The sequence below is a fragment of the Pseudomonas sp. BGA-UO-ETr-WB11 genome (assembly GCF_059567785.1).
The window spans coordinates 30546-50322 of the sequence record NZ_JCAQOS010000001.1 but is presented as its reverse complement, the minus strand read 5'-3'; the positions used below and the strand labels follow the sequence as shown (position 1 = coordinate 50322).

Genomic DNA, 19777 nt, shown 5'->3' with positions numbered 1-19777 from the left:
GATGAACCAGCCTGCCTATGCGTCGATGGCACCCAACGGTGCCCTGCGGCGTTTCTCCAGCCTGCTGTACCGGCGCCCCAACCTGTACCTGGCCTTGCTGTTGCTGCCACCCTTGCTGTGGTTCGGCGCCATCTACCTGGGCTCCCTGCTCAGCCTGATGTGGCAGGGGTTCTACACCTTCGACGACTTCACCATGGCGGTGACGCCGGACCTGACCCTGGGCAACTTTGCCGCTCTGTTTCAGCCGGCCAACTACGACATCATCCTGCGCACCCTGTACATGGCCATCGCCGTGACCCTCGGCAGCGCGCTGCTGGCCTTCCCGATTGCCTATTACATGGCGCGCTACACCAGCGGTAAAACCAAGGCGTTCTTCTATATCGCCGTGATGATGCCGATGTGGGCCAGCTATATCGTCAAGGCCTACGCCTGGACCTTGTTGCTGGCCAAAGGCGGCGTCGCCCAGTGGTTTGTCGAGCAGTTGGGGCTGACCCCACTGCTGCAGTTCATCCTCGGCATGCCCGGCGTCGGCGGCAGCACCCTGTCGACCTCGCACCTGGGCCGCTGGATGGTGTTCGTCTATATCTGGCTGCCATTCATGATCCTGCCGATCCAGGCCTCCATCGAACGCCTGCCGCCTTCCTTGCTGCAGGCCTCCGCCGACCTTGGCGCCAAGCCACGGCAGACCTTTATGCAGGTGATTCTGCCGCTGTGCGTACCGGGGATTGCCGCCGGTTCGATCTTCACCTTCAGCCTGACCCTCGGCGACTTTATCGTGCCGCAGCTGATCGGCCCGCCCGGCTACTTCATCGGCAGCATGGTCTACGCCCAGCAAGGCGCGATCGGCAACATGCCGATGGCTGCGGCCTTCACCTTGGTACCCATTGTGTTGATCACTATTTACCTCGCCATCGTCAAACGTCTGGGGGCCTTCGATGCGCTCTAATTCAGCCAAACAAGGGGATCAAGCATCCTGGGGCCTGAAACTCGCGGCCTGGGGCGGTCTGGTGTTTTTGCACTTCCCCATCGTCATCATCTGCCTGTACGCCTTCAACACCGAAGACGCCGCCTTCAGCTTCCCGCCGCAGGGTTTCACCCTGGACTGGTTCAGCGTCGCCTTTGCCCGCGAAGACGTGCTGGAGTCGATCAAGCTGTCGCTGCAGATCGCCTGTGTCGCCACCCTGATCGCCATGGTCCTCGGCACCCTGGCCGCCGCCGCGTTGTACCGCCGCGACTTCTTCGGCAAGGAAGGCATCTCCTTGCTGCTGATCCTGCCCATCGCCCTGCCCGGCATCATCACCGGCTTGGCGCTGCTGTCGGCGTTCAAGAGCTTAGGGATTGAGCCGGGCATGCTGACCATCATCATTGGTCACGCGACCTTCTGCGTGGTGATCGTCTACAACAACGTCATCGCCCGCTTTCGCCGCACCAGCCACAGCCTGATCGAAGCCAGCATGGACCTCGGCGCAGACGGCTGGCAGACCTTCCGCTACATCATCCTGCCCAACCTGGGTTCGGCCCTGTTGGCCGGCGGCATGCTGGCGTTTGCCCTGTCGTTCGACGAGATCATCGTCACCACCTTCACTGCCGGCCACGAACGCACCCTGCCGATCTGGCTGCTCAACCAACTCGGCCGCCCGCGCGACGTACCCGTGACCAACGTGGTGGCCATGCTGGTGATGCTGGTGACCATGCTGCCGATCCTCGGCGCCTACTACCTGACCAAAGGCGGCGAAGGCGTGGCCGGCAGCGGCGGGAAATAAATGTCCTGTGATAGGAGCGGCTTCAGTCGCGATGCGCTTGAAGCAAGCCGCTCCTACGTTCCATCTACCCCATTCAACCTGTACACAAGGGAAAAGCGATGCAAACCAAACTGCTGATCAATGGCCAGCTGATCGCTGGCGAAGGCGCCGCCCAGGCCGTGCTCAACCCGTCCCTCGGCACCACCCTGGTGGAGATCAATGAAGCCAGCTCGAGTCAGGTCGACGCCGCCGTGCAAGCCGCCGACGCGGCCTTCGACAGCTGGTCGCAGACCGTACCGAAAGACCGCGCCCAGTTGCTGCTGCGCCTGGCCGACGCCATCGACGCCAATGCTGAAAGCCTGGCGCGCCTGGAGTCGAACAACTGCGGCAAGCCCTACAGCGCCGCCCTGAATGACGAGCTGCCGGCAGTGGCCGACGTGTTCCGCTTCTTCGCGGGCGCCAGCCGTTGCATGAGCGGCTCGGCCGGTGGCGAATACCTGGCCGGCCACACCTCGATGATCCGCCGTGATCCGCTCGGCGTGGTGGCCTCCATCGCACCGTGGAACTACCCACTGATGATGGCCGCCTGGAAGCTCGCCCCGGCACTGGCCGCCGGCAACTGCGTGGTGCTCAAGCCATCCGAACAAACCCCACTGACCGCATTGAAGCTGGCCGAACTGGCCGCCGAAATCTTCCCGGCCGGCGTAATCAACGTGGTGTTCGGCCGCGGCCCGAGCGTTGGCCAGCCGCTGGTGACCCACAAAAAAGTACGCATGGTGTCGCTGACCGGCTCGATCCCAACCGGCAGCAACATCATCAGCAGCACCGCCGACACCGTGAAGCGCATGCACATGGAACTGGGCGGCAAAGCGCCGGTGATCATCTTCAACGACGCCGACCTGGACGCCGCCGTGGAAGGCATCCGCACCTTCGGTTTCTATAACGCTGGGCAAGACTGCACGGCGGCCTGTCGCATCTATGCGCAGAAAGGCATCTACGACAAGTTCGTGGCCAAACTCGGTGAGGCGGTGAGCAGCATCAAATACGGCCTGCAGGATGACCCAAGCACCGAGCTCGGCCCGCTGATCACCGAACAGCACCGCCAGAAAGTCGTGGGCATGGTCGACCGGGCCAAGGCGCTGCCGCATATCAGCGTGATCACCGGTGGTGATGCCGTGGCCGGGCCAGGCTTCTTCTTCGAGCCGACCGTGCTAGCCGGCGCCCTGCAAGGCGACGAGATCGTCCAGCGCGAAGTGTTCGGCCCGGTGGTGTCGGTCACCCAGTTCGATGACGAAGCCCAAGCCCTGAGCTACGCCAACGACTCCGACTACGGCCTGGCTTCCTCGGTGTGGACGGCAGATGTCGGTCGCGCCCATCGCCTGGCCGCACGCCTGCAATACGGCTGCACCTGGGTCAACACCCACTTCATGCTGGTCAGCGAAATGCCCCATGGCGGCGTGAAGCTGTCTGGCTACGGCAAGGACATGTCCATGTATGGCCTGGAAGACTACACCGCCGTGCGCCATGTGATGTTCAAGCACTAAGAGGGCTGTCGTAGGGTGGATCACGCTGTATCGATCCACCATGGCGAAATCGGCGTGCGCTGCATGGTGGATGTAAAAAGCGACATCCACCCTACGAGACGGCCTTCGCTCTCGATACTTCATGTTTTTGTCTTAACCACGACCGGCCCATCTCGGGCCGCTCACTCTGAGCAGGAGCAACAACAATGAACAATGCACTCCGTAGCGTCAGTTTCTTCGTGCTGTTTGCCGCCGCCGGTTTGGCCCAGGCCGCTGACGACGCCAAGGCCATCGTCGACGGCTATATGGCCGCCTGGAACGCCCATGACGTCGAGAAGGCTGGCACCTTCCTGGCCGCCGATGCCGAATACCTCGACATCACCGTCGGCACCCCGCAAAAAGGCCGCGAAGCCGCCCGCGACAACGTGATCAAAGTGTTCGTCACCGCCGTGCCAGACCTGAGTTGGAAAATGACCGGCACGCCAATCGTCAGCAAAGATGGCATCGCTTTCGAATGGGTTTTCAGCGGCACCAACACCGGCGCCTGGGGCCCGGAAACCCCAGCCACCAACAAACCAGTGACCTTCTCCGGGGTCAGCTTCGTGCGCATCAAGGACGGCAAGATCGCCTACCAGGGCGACTACTACGATGCTCTCGGCTTCAACAAGCAGTTGGGCTGGTAACCCCCCCATTTGGCGCCAGCAGCAGTAACGAGTCACTCCGTCGGCAGGCGCCCTGCGGGCAATTGCGCCCAAGCAGGACGGCAGGCATGATCGAGACAAGGTTTATGTATGGTAGCCGCCACACTGGCGACGCCTGACCTTCACGGATGATGCCCATGACCGGTTTCTGCACGCGCCACACCACGCGACACTCAGCAGGAACAGCCCTCATTCGCGGGCTGTGCCTGCTTGCCCTGCTGTTGCCCGGTCTGACGGTTGCGGTGCAACGCCCGCTTGAGGTCATCGACTTCCAGCTGCGCTGGAAGCACCAGTTCCAGTTTGCCGGCTACTACGCCGCCATTGCCCAGGGTTATTACCGCGAAGAAGGCCTCGACGTCCGCCTGCACGAAGGCGCGCCGGGCAAAACCCCGGTGGATGAAGTGCTGGCCGGACGCGCCCAGTACGCCGAGTCCAACAGCGAGCTTCTGTACGAGCGACTCAAGGGCAAGCCCCTGGTAGCCCTGGCCGTGATCTTCCAGCACTCACCCTCGGTACTGCTGGCCCGCACCGATGCTGGCATCGAAACCGCCCACGACCTGATCGGTAAAAGCGTGATGCTGATGAACGCGCAAACTGATGCCGACTTCCAGGCCATGTTCCGCCGCGAGGGCATCGACCCAGCACTGATCAAGCTGCAACCGAGCAGCTACGACATCGAGGACCTGGTCTCCGGCAAGGTAGCCGCGTTCAACTCTTACCTGACCAACGAACCCTTCTATCTGCAGCAACGCGGGATCGACTACCGAATCATTTCACCCAACACCTACGGCATCGACTTCTACAGCGACATTTTGTTCACCAGCGAGGCGGAGCAGCGCGAGCATCCCGAACGCGTCGAAGCCTTCCGCCGTGCCACCCTGCGCGGCTGGCGCTACGCGATGGACAACCCCGAACACATCATTGACCTGCTGCTTAAGCAATATCAGGTAAAAAAGCCGCGCGCCCATCTGCAGTTTGAGGCCAAGGCCATGCGCGCCCTGATCCTCCCTGACCTGATCGAAATCGGCCATATGAACCCTGGTCGCTGGCAACGCATGGCTGAAGCCTTTCACGAACTGGGCATGGTCAAGGACACCCACGCACTGGCCGGTTTTATCTACGACCCCAATCCGCCCTCCAAGGTCGAGCGGCTGCAAAAGATCATCGCCCTGATCAGCATCGGCGCCGGCCTGGCCTTGCTGATTACCCTGATTCTGCTGGCCAGCCAGCGCCGCCTGCGGCGCGAGATTCAACGCCGCCAGGTAGCCGAAGAAGAAGTGCGCAACCTGGCCTTCAACGACAGCCTGACCGGGCTACCCAACCGCAACAGCTTTATCCCCTACGCCAAACAGAAGCTGCTGAGCGCCAAGCGCAGCGGCGAATGCCTGGCGCTGTGCTACATCGACCTCAATCAGTTCAAGCAGATCAATGATGCGTATGGCCACCAGGCCGGCGATGCCATCCTGATCCACGCCGCTCAAGCCATCAGCGCCCACATCCGCGAGGCCGATATGGCCGCACGGATGGGCGGCGACGAATTTGTGATCCTGCTCGACGGGGTGCAAAGCGATACCGATATTCAGCGCCTGACCAGCCAGATCTGCCGCGCCATCGCCCTGCCGCTGCGCTGGGGTGGTGTCCACCTAAAAGTCAGCGCCAGCCTGGGCATCGCCCTCTACCCGCAGGATGGCGAGGAGCTGGACGAGCTGATGTCGAAAGCCGACAGCGCCATGTTTATGCAGAAAGCCGCGATGCTGATGCTGCGTTAGCAGGCCGTTGAAAAACGTAGGCGAGGCAGCCGAGACAAGGCGAAAACAGGCGAAGAAGCGGAGTTTACGGGTTGTAAATGAGCATTCTGAGCTTGTTTTTAACGCCGTATCGGCAACGCAGGTAGCTTTTCAACAGCCTGCTAGGACGACTTAGCGCGGTGCCAGGTGGGCAATCATCAACTGCACCGTCTCGTTGCCACGAAACTCGTTCACATCCAGTTTGTAGGCCACTTCCACCCAGCGCACGGTCGGGTTTGGCCACAGCTCGCGGTCGATATTGAAGGCGATGCCGTCCAGGGTCTGGCCACCGCACTCGGTCTTCAGCACCAGCTTGAGATGCTTCTCGCCGACCAGACGCTGCTGGACGATCTGGAACACACCATGAAACAGCGGCTCGGGGAAATGTTGCCCCCAGGGCCCGGCATGGCGCAGGGCCTTGGCCAGTTCCAGGTTGAACTCGGTGACACTGAGCTGACCGTCGGAGAGCAAACGGCCGGTCAGGTCATCGGCGTGTAACTGACGGCGCACCTCGGCATCAAAGGCTGCGGCAAAAGCGCCGTAATTTTCCTGCGGCAGCGACAGGCCGGCGGCCATGGCGTGACCGCCGAACTTGCTGATCAAGCCCGGATGTTTGGCCGCCACGGCGTCCAGCGCATCGCGAATGTGCAGTCCCGGCACCGAACGCGCAGAGCCCTTGAGCAGGCCGTCACCGGCATCGGCGAAGGCAATCGCCGGACGGAAGTAACGCTCCTTCAGGCGCGAAGCGAGGATGCCAATCACGCCCTGGTGCCAGTCCGGCTCGAACAGGCACAGGCCGAACGGCATGTCAGCCAGGGGCAAATCCTTGAGCTGGGCCAGGGCCTCGCGCTGCATGCCCTGCTCAATGGATTTGCGGTCTTTGTTCAGCTCATCCAGTTGCTGCGCCATGTCACGGGCCAGGGCCTCGTCTTCACACAGCAGGCACTCAATCCCTAAGCTCATGTCGTCCAGGCGACCGGCCGCGTTCAAACGCGGACCGAGGATAAAACCAAGGTCGGTGGAGTTAATCCGCTGATGATCACGCCCTGCCACTTCCAACACCGCGCGCAACCCCGGCCGCGCCCGACCGGCACGAATGCGCGCCAGGCCCTGATGAACAAGGATGCGGTTGTTGGCGTCCAGCGGCACCACGTCGGCCACGCTGCCCAGCGCGACCAAATCGAGCAGCTCAGCCAGATTGGGCTCATTCAGGCCGCGCTCGGCGAACCAGTTCAGCTCGCGCAAGCGCGCCCGCAGCGCCAGCAGCACATAGAACATCACCCCGACCCCGGCCAGCGCCTTGCTCGGAAACTCGCAGCCGGGCTGGTTGGGATTGACGATGGCATCGGCGGCCGGCAATTCAGGGCCCGGCAAGTGGTGATCGGTCACCAGCACCGTCAGCCCCGCCGCCTTGGCCGCGGCCACGCCCTCAACGCTGGAGATGCCGTTGTCCACGGTCAGCAGCAACTGCGGCTCACGCTGCAAGGCCACGGCCACGATCTCCGGGGTCAGGCCGTAGCCGTACTCAAAGCGGTTGGGCACCAGATAATCAACATGGGCGGCGCCAAGCATGCGCAACCCCAGCACGCCGACCGAACTGGCAGTGGCGCCGTCGGCATCGAAGTCGCCGACGATCAAAATGCGCTGGCGCTGCTGCAAGGCCGTGACCAACAGACTCACGGCGGCATCGATGCCCTTCAGCCGTTGATACGGAATCAACCGCGCCAGGCCCTTGTCCAGCTCCACGGCCGAGCGCACGCCACGGGCCGCATACAGCCGGGTCAGCAGCGGCGGCAGGTCGCCCAGGTCAGGCAGGTTGGCGGGTAAAGGACGGGGGTCGATGCGCATGGGGCGGGTATCTCAGTGTTCAGGGTCAGACGACCCGTAGCCCGGATGTAATCCGGGAACATCACGGCGGCGCGCTCCCGGATTGCATCCGGACTACACCTGGCGCCGGAATTAACGCTCGCCGATCAGCCATTCAACTGGCACTTCGTGCTGGCCGCGCTCGTCGGTGACGAACAGTTCACCGTCGCTGATCATCACGCTCCAGCTCAGCGAACGCGGCAGGTCCTTGGCCAGAGCCGCCAGGGCGTCTTGATCCAAGGCCACAACATTGATGTTCTTCAGGCTGCGCACCGGGTCGAGCATCTTGGTTTGCCACACGCGCAAGCTGCCGTAGGCCACCAGGCTGAACTTCTCGGTACGCCGCGAGCACCAGGTCATGCGGTCGCTGTCCGGCTGACCGACTTCGATCCAGTGCAGCACGCGGTCGTCCAGGCTCTTTTCCCACAGGGCCGGCTCATCCACATCCGACAGACCACGGCCGAACGCCAGCTGCTCGTGATAGAACAGACAGTAGGCAATCAACCGCGCGGCCAGGCGCTCTTCGGTTTCCGAGGGGTGTTTGGCCACGGTGAAACGCAGGCTTTCATAGATGCTGCGATCGATGTCGGTGAGGTTCAGGTCGATTTTGTAGGTGGTGGACGGCTGGGCCATGGACGGGCTTCTTGATAATTCAACATTGAGACAGCGGGAAGCCGGCAAGTCTACCCGATGCCGCCCGAGCGGGTTAGAGTCGCGCGCATTGTCTGTCGTCTGGAGCCTGTAATGAACCTTGCCAGCAAACCCCTCGCCGGCCTGAAAGTGATTGAACTCGGCACCCTGATCGCCGGTCCTTTCGCCGCGCGGATCTGCGCCGAATTCGGTGCTGAGGTGATCAAGGTCGAGTCGCCCAGCGGCGGCGACCCGCTGCGCAAGTGGCGCAAGCTGTATGAGGGCACGTCGCTGTGGTGGTTCGTGCAGGCGCGCAACAAGCAGTCGCTGACCCTCAACCTCAAGCACCCGGACGCCATCGTCATCCTCAAGCAACTGCTCAGCGAGGCGGACATCCTGATCGAGAACTTCCGCCCCGGCGTGCTGGAAAAGCTCGGCCTGGGCTGGGACGTTCTGCACGCGCTGAACCCCAAGCTGGTGATGGTGCGCCTGTCGGGCTTCGGTCAGAGCGGGCCGATGCAGGGGCAACCGGGCTTCGGCGCCGTGGGTGAGTCCATGGGCGGGCTGCGTTATATCACCGGCTTCGAGGACCGCCCGCCGGTGCGCACCGGGATTTCCATCGGCGACTCGATTGCCGCCCTGTGGGGCGTGATCGGCGCGCTGATGGCCCTGCGTCATCGCGAGGTGAATGGCGGCAGTGGCCAGGTGGTGGACGTGGCGCTGTACGAGGCGGTGTTTGCGATGATGGAGTCGATGGTGCCGGAGTTCGACGTGTTCGGTTTTATCCGCGAGCGCAGCGGCAACATCATGCCCGGCATCACGCCCTCGTCGATCCACACCAGCAGCGACGGCAAACACGTGCAGATCGGCGCCAACGGCGATGCGATCTTCCAGCGTTTTATGCGCGCCATCGACCGTGACGACCTGGCCGATGACCCCAGCCTGGCCGACAACGCCGGCCGCGACTTGCGCCGCGATGAGCTGTACGGGGTGATCGACCGCTGGGCCAATGCCACGCCGCTGACCCAGATGCTGGAGACCCTGAACGGCGCAGAGGTGCCGGCCAGTCGCATCTACTCGGCCGAAGACATGCTCAGCGACCCGCAGTTTCTCGCCCGTGAAATGTTTCTCTCAGCCAAGTTGCCAGACGGCAAGACCTTCAAAATGCCCGGCATCGTGCCCAAGCTGTCGGCCACCCCAGGCGGCGTCGACGCCATCGGCCCGGCGCTGGGTGAGCACAACCAGCACGTGCTCAGTGCACTGGGCTACAGCCAGGAACAGATCAGCGCCCTGCACCGCGACGGCGCGATCTAACCGGGGTTAAAAAGCGCCCACAAAAAAGGCCAGTTCCCGCGGGAGACTGGCCTTTTTTATTACGCGTGACGCTTACAACGGCTTGCCGCGATTGCCGTGGGCAGCGACGAAGGCCTGTACGGTCTTCAGGTCGTTGGCCAGCACGGTGCAACGCTCATCGCGCTGGAACAGATCGGCCAGGTGCGGCGGCAGTGCCGGCGCAGCGCCAATACCGGCTTTCTCCACGGCTTCCGGGAACTTGACCGGGTGCGCGGTGCCGAGGATCACCATCGGTGTCGCCAGGCTACGACGGCAATCACGCGCGGCTTTGACGCCGATGGCGGTGTGCGGGTCGAGCAACTCGCCGCACTCGGCGTACACCTCGGCGATGGTGGCGCAGGTTTCTTCGTCGTTGACGGCCAGGGAGTCGAACAGCTTGCGCGCTTCGGTCCAGCGGTCATCGGCAACACTGAAGGCACCGGTCTGCTTGAAGCTGGCCATCAACTCGGCCACGGCCGCGCCGTTGCGACCGTGCAGGTCGAACAGCAGGCGCTCGAAGTTGGACGAAACCATGATGTCCATGGACGGCGACAACGTCGGGTGCAAGGTGTCCTTGGCGTACTGATTGCCGCTCATAAAACGGTGCAGGATGTCATTACGGTTGGTGGCGACGATCAGCTGGCTGATCGGCAGGCCCATGTTGCGCGCCAGGTAGCCGGCGAAGATGTCACCGAAGTTGCCGGTTGGCACCGAGAACGCGATGGAACGCGCCGGGCCGCCAAGCTGCAGGGCTGCGTGGAAGTAGTAGACGATCTGGGCCATGATCCGCGCCCAGTTGATCGAGTTGACCGCCACCAAACGGGTGCCTTTGAGGAAGCCCTGGTCAGCGAAGCTGTCCTTGACCATCTCCTGGCAGTCATCGAAGTTGCCTTCGATGGCGATGTTATGGATGTTGTCACCGAAGATGGTGGTCATCTGCCGACGCTGCACTTCGGACACGCGGTTGTGCGGGTGCATGATGAAGATGTCGACGTTGTCGCAAGCCTTGCAGCCTTCGATGGCCGCCGAGCCGGTATCACCGGAAGTGGCGCCCATGATCACCACGCGCTCGTTGCGCTTGGCCAATACGTAATCGAGCAGACGGCCGAGCAGTTGCAGGGCGAAATCCTTGAACGCCAGGGTCGGGCCGTGGAACAGCTCCAACACCCACTCGTTGCTGCCCAGTTGGCGCAGCGGCGCGACGGAACTGTGGGCGAATACACCGTAGGTTTCTTCGAGAATTTTCTTGAAGTCGGCATCCGGGATGCTGCCGGTGACGAACGGACGCATGACCTTGAAGGCCAGCTCGTGGTACGGCAGACCGGCCCAGGAAGCGATCTCTTCCTGGGTGAAACGCGGCAGGTTTTCCGGCACATAGAGGCCGCCATCGCTGGCCAGACCTGCCAGCAATACATCTTCAAAATTCAGGGCCGGAGCCTGACCACGGGTGCTGATATAGCGCATGGGTAAAAACCTTTGGGCGACTCGCCAGCCGGGGCTGGCGACTAATTAATTAAGCTGTTCGACGCGGATGCGCACGACATTGCCAACCACGTCGGCGAGGGCTTCCAGGGCGGTGATGGCGTCGTTCATACGCTGTTCGGTGACGCGATGGGTGACCAGAATCATCGGCACCAGGCCGTCCTGCTCCTCCGCTTCCTTCTGCATGATCGACTCGATGTTGATCCCGCGCTCGGAGAGGATGGTCGCCACCTGGGCCAGCACGCCGGGATGATCCTTGCCCTGAATGCGCAGGTAATACGCGCTTTCGCAGGCCTCGATCGGCAGGATCGGGTGGGCCGACAACGCATCCGGCTGGAAGGCCAGGTGCGGTACACGGTTCTCCGGGTCGGCGGTCATGGCGCGCACCACGTCCACCAGGTCAGCCACCACAGACGATGCGGTTGGCTCCATGCCGGCACCGGCGCCGTAGTAGAGGGTGGACCCGGCGGCGTCGCCGTTGACCATGACCGCGTTCATCACACCGTTGACGTTGGCAATCAGGCGGTCAGCCGGAATCAGGGTCGGATGCACGCGCAGCTCAATACCGGCCTCGGTACGGCGGGCTACGCCGAGGTGCTTGATGCGGTAACCCAGGGCTTCGGCGTAGTTGACGTCCGCCGTGGTCAGCTGGGTGATGCCTTCGGTGTAGGCCTTGTCGAACTGCAGCGGAATACCAAAGGCAATCGAAGCCAGGATGGTCAGCTTGTGCGCCGCATCGATGCCTTCAACGTCGAAGGTCGGATCGGCCTCGGCGTAACCCAGGGCCTGGGCTTCCTTCAGTACGTCATCGAAAGCCCGGCCTTTCTCGCGCATTTCGGTGAGGATGAAGTTGCCGGTGCCGTTGATGATGCCGGCCAGCCAGTTGATGCGGTTGGCCGCAAGGCCTTCACGGATCGCCTTGATCACCGGGATACCACCGGCTACGGCGGCTTCGAAGGCGACGATCACGCCTTTCTCGCGGGCGCGGGCGAAGATCTCGTTGCCGTGCACGGCGATCAGCGCCTTGTTGGCAGTGACCACATGCTTGCCGTTGTCGATGGCCTTGAGCACCAGTTCATGGGCCAGGGTGTAGCCACCGATCAGCTCGATAACGATGTCGATTTCCGGGTTATTCACCACATCGAAGACATCGTTGGTCAGCGTGATACCGGTCGTGTCGTATTGGGGCTTGGGCGAGCGAATAGCAATCTGGGCAACTTCAATACCGCGACCGGCACGACGGGTAATCTCCTCAGCATTACGCTTGAGTACATTCAAGGTGCCGCCACCGACGGTGCCCAGCCCACAGATGCCTACTTTCACCGGTTTCACGCTGCTATACCCCATCTTCACAGTAAGCGGCCGGAGCATGCCCCGGCCGCATAAAAGAGCCGCACATTACGAAGCGCGACCTTATTAGTCAATTCATCGCTGGCGCCATTGGGCAAACCAGCGAACGGCCAGCTTACTTGGCCTCTAGAGCCAGCTTGGCCAGATCCGGCGCCGGCTGGTAACCGGGAATCAGCTCGCCGTTGGCCAGGACGATGGCCGGCGTGCCATTTATGCCGATTAGCTGGCCAATTTCATACTGTTTGGCCACCGGGTTTTCGCACTTGCCTGGCGGCAATTCTTCACGGGACTTGGCCTTGTTCATTGCATCCTGGCGGTCTTTCGCACACCAGACGCTGACCAGACCGTTGTAACCGTGAGAACCCACACCTTGCCGTGGAAAGGCTACGTAGCGCACTTCTACGCCACGACGATTGAGCTCCGGAACTTCACGATGGAGCTTCTGGCAATAACCACAATCGGTGTCGGTAAACACGGTGATATGGGTCTTCGGCTCTTTGGGGGCAAATACCACCATATCGCTGACCGGTATTTTTGCCATCTCCTTGGCAACTGCCTTGCTTTTAACCTGCTCAGTCAGATTGACGGCCTGGCCATTCTTGAACTGATACAGATAGCCTTGCAGCATGTACTGACCGTCAGCGCTGGAGTACAACACGCGGCCACCAGGCAGGTGCACCTCAAAAACCCCTGTCAAAGGGCTCTCGGCAATCGCCTCAATCTTCATCTCAGGATCGATGGCTTTCAAAGAACTGCGGATGGCCTGATCGGGGTCGGCAGCCAGGGCTAAATTACCGGCAAGGCCAAGGGCTACAGCAGCGAAAATCCGGGTCACGCGCATGGGTACTCCTGTTGAGCGGCGGGCAGTCATAGATGGCGCAAAGCCTATCACAGAAGCCCTGCCGCACCGACCGCTGCGGATCACCCAGAACCTCCCGCTTATCGCCTCGCTAGCCACGCGGGTGATGGGCCGCGTGCAGCGCCTGCAAGCGTGCGCGGGCCACATGGGTGTAGATCTGGGTGGTCGACAAATCGCTATGCCCCAGCAGCATCTGCACCACCCGCAGGTTGGCGCCGTGGTTGAGTAAATGAGTGGCAAAGGCGTGTCGCAGGGTATGCGGCGACAGCGACTTGCTGACCCCCGCCACACGAGCCTGATGCTTGATGCGGTACCAGAAGGTTTGCCGAGTCATTTGCTCACCGCGCAGACTCGGAAACAGCACGTCGCTAGGCTTACCATCCAGCAACAATGGCCGGCTGTCGCGCACATAACGCGCCACCCAGACCATCGCCTCCTCGCCCAACGGCACCAGACGTTCCTTGCTGCCCTTGCCGAACACCCTCAGTACACCCTGGCGGAGATTGACTTGCTCCAGGGTCAAGCTGATCAACTCGGTCACCCGCAGCCCGCAGGCATACAAGACTTCCAGCATGGCGCGATCGCGCAGGCCGATCGGCTCGCCGATGTCCGGCGCGGCCAGCAGTGCCTCCACGTCGGCCTCAGACAGACTTTTGGGTAACGGACGACCCAACTGCGGCAACTCCACCTGCAGGGTCGGGTCCTGCTCAATCAACCCTTCACGCAACAGAAAGCGGTAGAACCCGCGCAGCCCAGACAGAAAGCGGGCGGTTGAGCGCGCCTGATAACCCGCACTCAAACGCCAGGCCAGGTGATCGAGAATCGCCTCACGGCCACTGCCGTGCAACTCAACCCCGCGCTCCTGCAACCAGCCTTGATACTGAGCCAGATCGCTGCGATAAGCGGCGACGGTGTGCGGCGACAAGCCCTTCTCCATCCACAGCGACTCAAGGAAACGCTCGACCAACGGATGTTCGATAGCAGGCATGACGTGGCAACGATAAGTAGAGGGCGTGACAACAGTCTTCCACAGCAGCGACCACCAAGGCCAGAAATGCACCCAGCTACACGGCAATTAAAAACACATTTGCTAGGCCCAATAAGACTTGAAAACCAAACTCGCACCTATCTTTGGATGGGTGACAATTTGCCAACCGCCACCCATGCTTGCAATTAGCCATCATTGACCGCCGGATTCATAACAATGTCTAACAATCAGAAATCGCGTCTTGGCCAGTTGCTGATCGACAAAGGCCTAATCTCCTCCGCCCAGCTCGACAGCGCAATCAAATTGCAGCTCACCAGCAACAAGCGACTGGGCGAAATTCTTATCGAGCAAGGCCTGGTCAGTGAACGCCAACTGACCAAGGCCCTGAAAAAACAAACCAGCCTGCGCGTGACCGCCACCCTGGTCGCCGCCCTGCTCAGCCCGTTCCAGATGGCCAGCGCCGACATCCAGCGCCAACAGACACCAAACATCGTCAGCGAGCAATACATGCCCCGCGGCATGCAAGCACTGAGCGACGCGGAGATGAGCAGCGTTAGCGCTCAAGGTTTGAATGAAGCCCTGCAAGGTATTTTTGCCCAAGCCAGCGCCGGTGATGGTGTCGGCACTGTTGGACAGCTGGCCAAATTGGTCATGCCCGTGCTCAGCAGCCTGGAAGCCGAAACCTCAATGCACGATGTGCAATATGACACCAGCAAGCTGACCTCAATCATCAATGCTGATGGCTCAGTCAACGTACGCCTGCCCAGCTCAATCGGCGAACTGCGCTTCGACAATGTCCGCGTGGCTGGCGCCAATCCCGGACAAAGTTTTGGCAGCGTGGTGCTGCAAGATATCGACCTGTCGCAAGCTTCACTGAAAATCCGCTTGCACTGAAACGGCCACACCCCGCACGGCGGCATCACCATCAATCACACCGCCAACCGCCAACACCTTCAGCGCAGATGGCCCTGCTAAAAATCGCAGGCAATAAAAAAGCAGCCCGCAGGCTGCTTTTTTTGGGAACGACTGGAAGTTAAACCAGTTTTTCCTTGATGCGCGCTGCCTTACCAGACAGATCGCGGAGGTAGTAAAGCTTGGCTTTACGCACGTCACCGCGACGCTTAACAGCCAGGCTTTCAACCAGCGGGCTGTAGGTCTGGAAGGTACGCTCAACGCCAACACCGTTGGAGATCTTACGCACAGTGAAAGCACTGTTCAGACCACGGTTACGCTTGGCAATTACAACGCCTTCGAATGCCTGCAGACGCTGACGGTCGCCTTCCTTCACTTTCACTTGAACGACAACGGTGTCGCCCGGTGCGAAAGGAGGAATTACTTTGCCCATCTGCTCAGCTTCGATCTGCTGAATAATCTTGTTAGTCATGCTTTGCTCCTAAGGCTGGCCTAAGGCCGACCATCGATACGTTAACTATCGTCCCGCTGGCGAAGGTATTCCGCCAACAGCTTTTTCTCTTCTCCAGAAAGCGAGCGGCTTTCCAGAAGATCAGCGCGCCGTTCGTAGGTCCGACCAAGGGACTGCTGCAAACGCCAACGCCGGATGTGTTCGTGGTTGCCACTCAGCAACACTGATGGAACACGCTTGTCCGCATACACCTCCGGACGGGTGTAATGAGGGCAATCGAGCAGGCCGTCGGTAAACGAATCCTCCTCGGCGGAGTCCGCATGACCCAATGCCCCAGGCAAGAGTCGCGTCACCGCATCGATCAGCACCATTGCCGGCAGCTCACCGCCGGAAAGGACGTAATCACCAATCGACCATTCCTCATCGACATGCGCTTCAATAAAGCGCTCATCGATCCCCTCGTAGCGGCCGGCAATGAGGATTAAAGCGTCCTCTTTCACCAACGCGCGTACCGCCGACTGATTCAGTTGGCGACCTTGCGGCGAGAGGTAAATCACTTTGGCATTACCGCCGGCAGCCTGCTTGGCCTCAGCCAGAGCATCTTGCAGCGGCTTGATTTTCATCACCATGCCCGGACCGCCGCCAAAAGGCCGATCATCCACTGTTTGGTGGCGATCTTCGGTATAGGCACGAGGATTCCAGCAGGTCAGTTGCAACAACCCCTGCTTCACCGCACGACTGGTAATGCCGTATTCGCTGATGGCGGAAAACATCTCCGGGAACAGGGTAATGACCTCAACTCGCAAGCTAGCCATGTTTCTTACTAACCCGCGCGTTTAGAAATCAGCATCCCAATCCACCCGCATCTCACCCGCCGTCAGATCAATCGTCAGCACGCATTGCTCCGTATAGGGCAGCAGGCGCTCACGATCATCCAGGCTGTCAGCGCAGGATTTCACCACCATCACATCGTTCGAACCGGTTTCCAGTAGATGATCGATGCGTCCGAGCAATTGCCCGTGCTGATCGATAACCTTCAGACCTTCCAACTGGTACCAGTAGTACTCGCCGTCGGTCAGATCAGGAAACAAGCTGCGGGGTACACAAATTTCAAAGCCCGAGAGAGTACGTGCCTCATCCCGGTCATCGAGCCCCTTCAGCTTTGCCACGAGCACCTTGTTTTGCGTGCGCCCGCTGGCCAGCTCAACCTGTCGTACCACGCCGTCGCGCCGAAGCGTCCAGTGCGTGTAATCAAGCAGGTTGTCAATCGGATCAGTGAAGGAGTAAACCTTCACTTCGCCGCGAACGCCGTGCACCGAGAAAATCTTGCCAATAACGATGAGGTCATCGGCGTGGGCTGGCGTCGCAGTCATGCTGATCAGGCCGAAGCCTTAGCAGCTTCCTTCAGCAGCTGAGCGGCGCGCTCAGACGGCTGTGCACCCTGGCTGATCCAGTAGGTAGCACGCTCTTGGTCAACCGAGAGACGCACTTCACCACCAGCAGCGATCGGATTGAAGAAGCCGATACGCTCAACAAAACGACCATCGCGCGCATTGCGGCTGTTGGTCACGGTCAGGTGATAAAACGGGCGCTTCTTGGAGCCGCCACGAGCAAGACGAATAGATACCATGTGAACATCGTTCCTGTAGTCGGTGCTGCAAAACTAAAATTGCACACTGGGCACGGGGCCCGAAAGGCCGCACATTCTAAAGATTGTGCGAGGTTAATTCAACAGATAAGTGCGAAGTGCGCATCTGTCTGTATTCAGCCAGCCGAACCGGGTTCGGCCTTATGAAACTGTCGTGCCGGGCGCTGTCAAAGACGCGGCATACCGCCGCCAGGCAGCATGCCGCCCATCCCGCGCATCATCTTGGCCATGCCGCCTTTGGCGGTGAATTTCTTCATCATCTTCTGCATTTGTTTGTGCTGTTTGATCAGTCGCCCGATGTCCTGCACCTGAGTACCGGAGCCCATGGCGATGCGGCGCTTGCGCGAACCGCTGATAATTTCCGGGTCGCGGCGCTCGCCCGGCGTCATCGAGTTGATGATCGCCTCCATCTGTTTGAACTGCTTCTCGGCGGCCACTTGTGCGCCGCCCATTTGCGCCAGATTGACGCCACCCATGGTCGGCAACTTGTCCATCAAGCCGCCGAGGCCACCCATATTCTTCATTTGCTGCAGCTGATCGCGGAAGTCTTCGAGATCGAAGCCCTTACCTTTCTTCAGCTTCTTCGCCAGCTTGTCGGCTTTTTCCTTGTCCAGGGTCTGCTCGGCCTGCTCGATCAGGCTGAGCACGTCACCCATGCCGAGAATCCGCGAGGCAATCCGGTCTGGATGGAAGGGTTCGAGCGCATCGCTCTTCTCACCCATACCAAGGAACTTGATCGGCTTGCCGGTGATCGCGCGCACGGACAGCGCCGCACCACCACGGGCATCACCATCGACCTTGGTCAGCACCACGCCTGTCAGCGGCAGCGCATCGGCAAAGGCCTTGGCGGTATTGGCGGCATCCTGACCGGTCATGGCATCGACCACGAACAGGGTTTCGACCGGCTTGATCGCTGCATGCACGGCCTGGATCTCGGCCATCATCTCGGCATCGATGGCCAAACGACCGGCGGTATCGACAATCACCACGTCGATGAACTTCAGCTTGGCTTCGCGGATCGCCGCTTCGGCAATTGCCACCGGCTTCTGGCTGAGGTCCGACGGGAAGAAGGTCACACCCACTTCGGCAGCCAGGGTTTCCAACTGTTTAATAGCAGCAGGACGATAAACGTCCGCCGACACCACCAGCACGGTCTTTTTCTTGCGCTCTTTAAGGAAGCGCGCCAGCTTGCCCACCGTCGTGGTCTTGCCCGCGCCCTGCAGGCCAGCCATCAACACCACGGCGGGCGGAGCGGCATGCAGATCGAGATCTTCGTTAGCCGCGCCCATCAGCTCTTCGAGCTCGGCGCGCACAATCTTCACAAAAGCCTGGCCCGGGGTCAGGCTCTTCGAGACTTCGGTGCCGACCGCGCGATCCTTGACCTTATTGACGAAGTCTTTGACCACCGGCAAAGCCACGTCAGCTTCGAGCAGCGCCATGCGCACTTCGCGCAGGGTGTCTTTGATATTGTCCTCAGTCAGCTTGGCCTTGCCGGTAACGTGGCGCAGGGTCTGCGAGAGGCGATCTGTTAGATTTTCAAACATGCGCGTTCCTTTCAGGTTCTTCGCGAACCGAGGCTGGGCTTGCTGCAGGTCGCGGATTATAGCGAAGAGTCGCCCGCACCGACACCGCCTGCGGTCTTTCGAGGCAAGGCGGATGTATGCCACACTCACGACCTTTCAGGCTCGCCTTGCCAGGACTTATGCACCCTCTGCTTCCCAGCCTCATTGCCGCCGGCCTGTATGCCGGCACTAGCGCCTACCAGGGCCTGCGCCTGGCCCAACGGGCTGTGCCAGACAAACGCCTGCTGGGGCTACTCGGCATCGTCGCCCTGCTGGCCCACGGGACGGCCCTGTATCTGCAGCTGATCACCGCCAGCGGTCTGAATTTGGATTTTTTCAACGCCGCCAGCCTGATCGCGGCCGCCGTGATCCTGCTGACCCTGCTGGCCTGCCGGCAGATCCCGGTGGAAAACCTGCTGCTATTACTGTTGCCACTGGGCACCCTGACCGTACTGATGGCGCAATTTGCTCCTAGCGGTACAGCGCAAGCGATTAATGAACAACCCGGCATTCTGGCCCATATCCTGTTGTCGATTCTGGCCTACGGCATGCTCACTATCGCCGTGTTCCAGTCGCTGCTCCTGCTGCTGCAGGACTACCAACTCAAACACAAACACCCGTCCGGGCTGATCAAAAATTTCCCCCCCCTGCAAACCATGGAAAGCCTGCTATTCGGGTTTCTTTGGGCCGGCTGGGGCCTGCTGTCCCTGTCACTGCTGTCCGGCTGGTTGTTTCTCGACGACCTGTTCGGCCAGCACGTGGCGCACAAAACCATCCTCGCCTGCGTGGCGTGGGTAGTTTTTGCCGTGCTCCTCTGGGGCCGCCAGCAACTGGGCTGGCGCGGGCACAAAGCCATTCGCTGGACCCTGGCCGGCTTCTGCCTGCTGATGCTGGCTTACTTTGGCAGCAAGCTGGTCCGCGAATTCATTCTGCATATCTAGGCA

General features: G+C 60.9%; 19 protein-coding genes. 8 read left to right on the top strand and 11 right to left on the bottom strand.

All coding sequences use genetic code 11. The annotated features are described in order from the left end of the window. Nucleotide 1 precedes the first annotated feature (1 nt). From AC56DI_RS00245 to AC56DI_RS00225, 5 genes are all read left to right on the top strand, one after another. Nucleotides 2-946, top strand: a complete 945-nt coding sequence (locus AC56DI_RS00245; protein ID WP_324518078.1) for an ABC transporter permease — start codon at nucleotides 2-4, stop codon at nucleotides 944-946. Continuing rightward, complete coding sequence (locus tag AC56DI_RS00240) at nucleotides 936-1763, top strand: ABC transporter permease (RefSeq protein ID WP_496344406.1); 828 nt, start codon at nucleotides 936-938, stop codon at nucleotides 1761-1763. The genes AC56DI_RS00245 and AC56DI_RS00240 overlap by 11 nt, the downstream gene beginning before the upstream one ends. 98 nt (nucleotides 1764-1861) lie before the next feature. Continuing rightward, nucleotides 1862-3286: a gamma-aminobutyraldehyde dehydrogenase gene (locus AC56DI_RS00235; protein WP_496344405.1), complete on the top strand. Its 1425-nt coding sequence runs from the start codon at nucleotides 1862-1864 to the stop codon at nucleotides 3284-3286. Nucleotides 3287-3471: 185 nt separating this feature from the next. After that, complete coding sequence (locus AC56DI_RS00230; protein ID WP_496344404.1) at nucleotides 3472-3948, top strand: ester cyclase; 477 nt, start codon at nucleotides 3472-3474, stop codon at nucleotides 3946-3948. Nucleotides 3949-4103: 155 nt separating this feature from the next. After that, on the top strand, nucleotides 4104-5735 hold the full coding sequence (locus AC56DI_RS00225; protein ID WP_496344403.1) for an ABC transporter substrate-binding protein: 1632 nt from the start codon (nucleotides 4104-4106) through the stop codon (nucleotides 5733-5735). 150 nt (nucleotides 5736-5885) lie between these two features. Here AC56DI_RS00225 and recJ read toward each other — a convergent pair whose 3' ends face one another. Further along, nucleotides 5886-7601, bottom strand: coding sequence for a single-stranded-DNA-specific exonuclease RecJ (gene recJ / locus AC56DI_RS00220; protein ID WP_496344402.1), 1716 nt, complete (start codon nucleotides 7599-7601; stop codon nucleotides 5886-5888). Nucleotides 7602-7712: 111 nt separating this feature from the next. Then, a complete protein-coding gene (locus AC56DI_RS00215; RefSeq protein WP_496344401.1) occupies nucleotides 7713-8252 on the bottom strand; it encodes a YaeQ family protein in 540 nt (179 codons plus the stop codon). A gap of 111 nt (nucleotides 8253-8363) precedes the next feature. Here AC56DI_RS00215 and AC56DI_RS00210 point away from each other — a divergent pair, with 111 nt between their 5' ends. Beyond that, a complete protein-coding gene (locus tag AC56DI_RS00210) occupies nucleotides 8364-9563 on the top strand; it encodes a CaiB/BaiF CoA transferase family protein (RefSeq protein ID WP_496344400.1) in 1200 nt (399 codons plus the stop codon). Between the two features lie 72 nt (nucleotides 9564-9635). Here AC56DI_RS00210 and thrC read toward each other — a convergent pair whose 3' ends face one another. From thrC to xerD, 4 genes are all read right to left on the bottom strand, one after another. Beyond that, entirely contained in the window at nucleotides 9636-11045 is a 1410-nt protein-coding gene (gene thrC / locus AC56DI_RS00205) for a threonine synthase (RefSeq protein WP_496344399.1), read from the bottom strand. Between the two features lie 45 nt (nucleotides 11046-11090). After that, the gene (locus AC56DI_RS00200) at nucleotides 11091-12395 is read right to left on the bottom strand and encodes a homoserine dehydrogenase (protein WP_324518092.1); all 1305 of its coding nucleotides are present in this window, start codon (nucleotides 12393-12395) and stop codon (nucleotides 11091-11093) included. A 133-nt stretch (nucleotides 12396-12528) separates the two neighbouring features. Continuing rightward, nucleotides 12529-13254: a DsbC family protein gene (locus AC56DI_RS00195; RefSeq protein WP_496344398.1), complete on the bottom strand. Its 726-nt coding sequence runs from the start codon at nucleotides 13252-13254 to the stop codon at nucleotides 12529-12531. 109 nt (nucleotides 13255-13363) lie between these two features. Further along, complete coding sequence (xerD, locus tag AC56DI_RS00190; protein WP_496344397.1) at nucleotides 13364-14260, bottom strand: site-specific tyrosine recombinase XerD; 897 nt, start codon at nucleotides 14258-14260, stop codon at nucleotides 13364-13366. Between the two features lie 216 nt (nucleotides 14261-14476). On the opposite strand from xerD, the gene AC56DI_RS00185 reads away from it, so the two are divergent. After that, on the top strand, nucleotides 14477-15154 hold the full coding sequence (locus AC56DI_RS00185) for a cyclic di-GMP-binding domain-containing protein, MshE-related (RefSeq protein ID WP_496344396.1): 678 nt from the start codon (nucleotides 14477-14479) through the stop codon (nucleotides 15152-15154). Nucleotides 15155-15293: 139 nt separating this feature from the next. Here AC56DI_RS00185 and rplS read toward each other — a convergent pair whose 3' ends face one another. From rplS to ffh, 5 genes are all read right to left on the bottom strand, one after another. Next, nucleotides 15294-15644: a 50S ribosomal protein L19 gene (gene rplS, locus AC56DI_RS00180; protein WP_496344395.1), complete on the bottom strand. Its 351-nt coding sequence runs from the start codon at nucleotides 15642-15644 to the stop codon at nucleotides 15294-15296. Nucleotides 15645-15685: 41 nt separating this feature from the next. Then, complete coding sequence (gene trmD / locus AC56DI_RS00175) at nucleotides 15686-16438, bottom strand: tRNA (guanosine(37)-N1)-methyltransferase TrmD (protein ID WP_496344394.1); 753 nt, start codon at nucleotides 16436-16438, stop codon at nucleotides 15686-15688. 21 nt (nucleotides 16439-16459) lie between these two features. After that, nucleotides 16460-16996: a ribosome maturation factor RimM gene (rimM, locus tag AC56DI_RS00170; protein WP_496344393.1), complete on the bottom strand. Its 537-nt coding sequence runs from the start codon at nucleotides 16994-16996 to the stop codon at nucleotides 16460-16462. Between the two features lie 5 nt (nucleotides 16997-17001). Continuing rightward, nucleotides 17002-17253, bottom strand: a complete 252-nt coding sequence (gene rpsP / locus AC56DI_RS00165) for a 30S ribosomal protein S16 (RefSeq protein WP_496344392.1) — start codon at nucleotides 17251-17253, stop codon at nucleotides 17002-17004. Nucleotides 17254-17438: 185 nt separating this feature from the next. Next, nucleotides 17439-18815: a signal recognition particle protein gene (ffh, locus tag AC56DI_RS00160; RefSeq protein ID WP_496344391.1), complete on the bottom strand. Its 1377-nt coding sequence runs from the start codon at nucleotides 18813-18815 to the stop codon at nucleotides 17439-17441. Between the two features lie 158 nt (nucleotides 18816-18973). Between ffh and AC56DI_RS00155 the strand changes: the two genes are divergently transcribed. After that, the gene (locus tag AC56DI_RS00155) at nucleotides 18974-19774 is read left to right on the top strand and encodes a cytochrome C assembly family protein (RefSeq protein ID WP_496344390.1); all 801 of its coding nucleotides are present in this window, start codon (nucleotides 18974-18976) and stop codon (nucleotides 19772-19774) included. Nucleotides 19775-19777 lie beyond the last annotated feature (3 nt).

Excerpts from the sequence above, each read along its gene's own strand:
- AC56DI_RS00245 (WP_324518078.1), top strand. The coding sequence starts at position 2 with ATGAACCAGCCTGCCTATGCGTCGATGGCACCCAACGGTGCCCTGCGG.
- AC56DI_RS00240 (WP_496344406.1), top strand. The coding sequence starts at position 936 with ATGCGCTCTAATTCAGCCAAACAAGGGGATCAAGCATCCTGGGGCCTG.
- AC56DI_RS00235 (WP_496344405.1), top strand. The coding sequence starts at position 1,862 with ATGCAAACCAAACTGCTGATCAATGGCCAGCTGATCGCTGGCGAAGGC.
- AC56DI_RS00230 (WP_496344404.1), top strand. The coding sequence starts at position 3,472 with ATGAACAATGCACTCCGTAGCGTCAGTTTCTTCGTGCTGTTTGCCGCC.
- AC56DI_RS00225 (WP_496344403.1), top strand. The coding sequence starts at position 4,104 with ATGACCGGTTTCTGCACGCGCCACACCACGCGACACTCAGCAGGAACA.
- recJ (WP_496344402.1), bottom strand. The coding sequence starts at position 7,601 with ATGCGCATCGACCCCCGTCCTTTACCCGCCAACCTGCCTGACCTGGGC.
- AC56DI_RS00215 (WP_496344401.1), bottom strand. The coding sequence starts at position 8,252 with ATGGCCCAGCCGTCCACCACCTACAAAATCGACCTGAACCTCACCGAC.
- AC56DI_RS00210 (WP_496344400.1), top strand. The coding sequence starts at position 8,364 with ATGAACCTTGCCAGCAAACCCCTCGCCGGCCTGAAAGTGATTGAACTC.
- thrC (WP_496344399.1), bottom strand. The coding sequence starts at position 11,045 with ATGCGCTATATCAGCACCCGTGGTCAGGCTCCGGCCCTGAATTTTGAA.
- AC56DI_RS00195 (WP_496344398.1), bottom strand. The coding sequence starts at position 13,254 with ATGCGCGTGACCCGGATTTTCGCTGCTGTAGCCCTTGGCCTTGCCGGT.
- xerD (WP_496344397.1), bottom strand. The coding sequence starts at position 14,260 with ATGCCTGCTATCGAACATCCGTTGGTCGAGCGTTTCCTTGAGTCGCTG.
- AC56DI_RS00185 (WP_496344396.1), top strand. The coding sequence starts at position 14,477 with ATGTCTAACAATCAGAAATCGCGTCTTGGCCAGTTGCTGATCGACAAA.
- rplS (WP_496344395.1), bottom strand. The coding sequence starts at position 15,644 with ATGACTAACAAGATTATTCAGCAGATCGAAGCTGAGCAGATGGGCAAA.
- trmD (WP_496344394.1), bottom strand. The coding sequence starts at position 16,438 with ATGGCTAGCTTGCGAGTTGAGGTCATTACCCTGTTCCCGGAGATGTTT.
- rimM (WP_496344393.1), bottom strand. The coding sequence starts at position 16,996 with ATGACTGCGACGCCAGCCCACGCCGATGACCTCATCGTTATTGGCAAG.
- rpsP (WP_496344392.1), bottom strand. The coding sequence starts at position 17,253 with ATGGTATCTATTCGTCTTGCTCGTGGCGGCTCCAAGAAGCGCCCGTTT.
- ffh (WP_496344391.1), bottom strand. The coding sequence starts at position 18,815 with ATGTTTGAAAATCTAACAGATCGCCTCTCGCAGACCCTGCGCCACGTT.
- AC56DI_RS00155 (WP_496344390.1), top strand. The coding sequence starts at position 18,974 with ATGCACCCTCTGCTTCCCAGCCTCATTGCCGCCGGCCTGTATGCCGGC.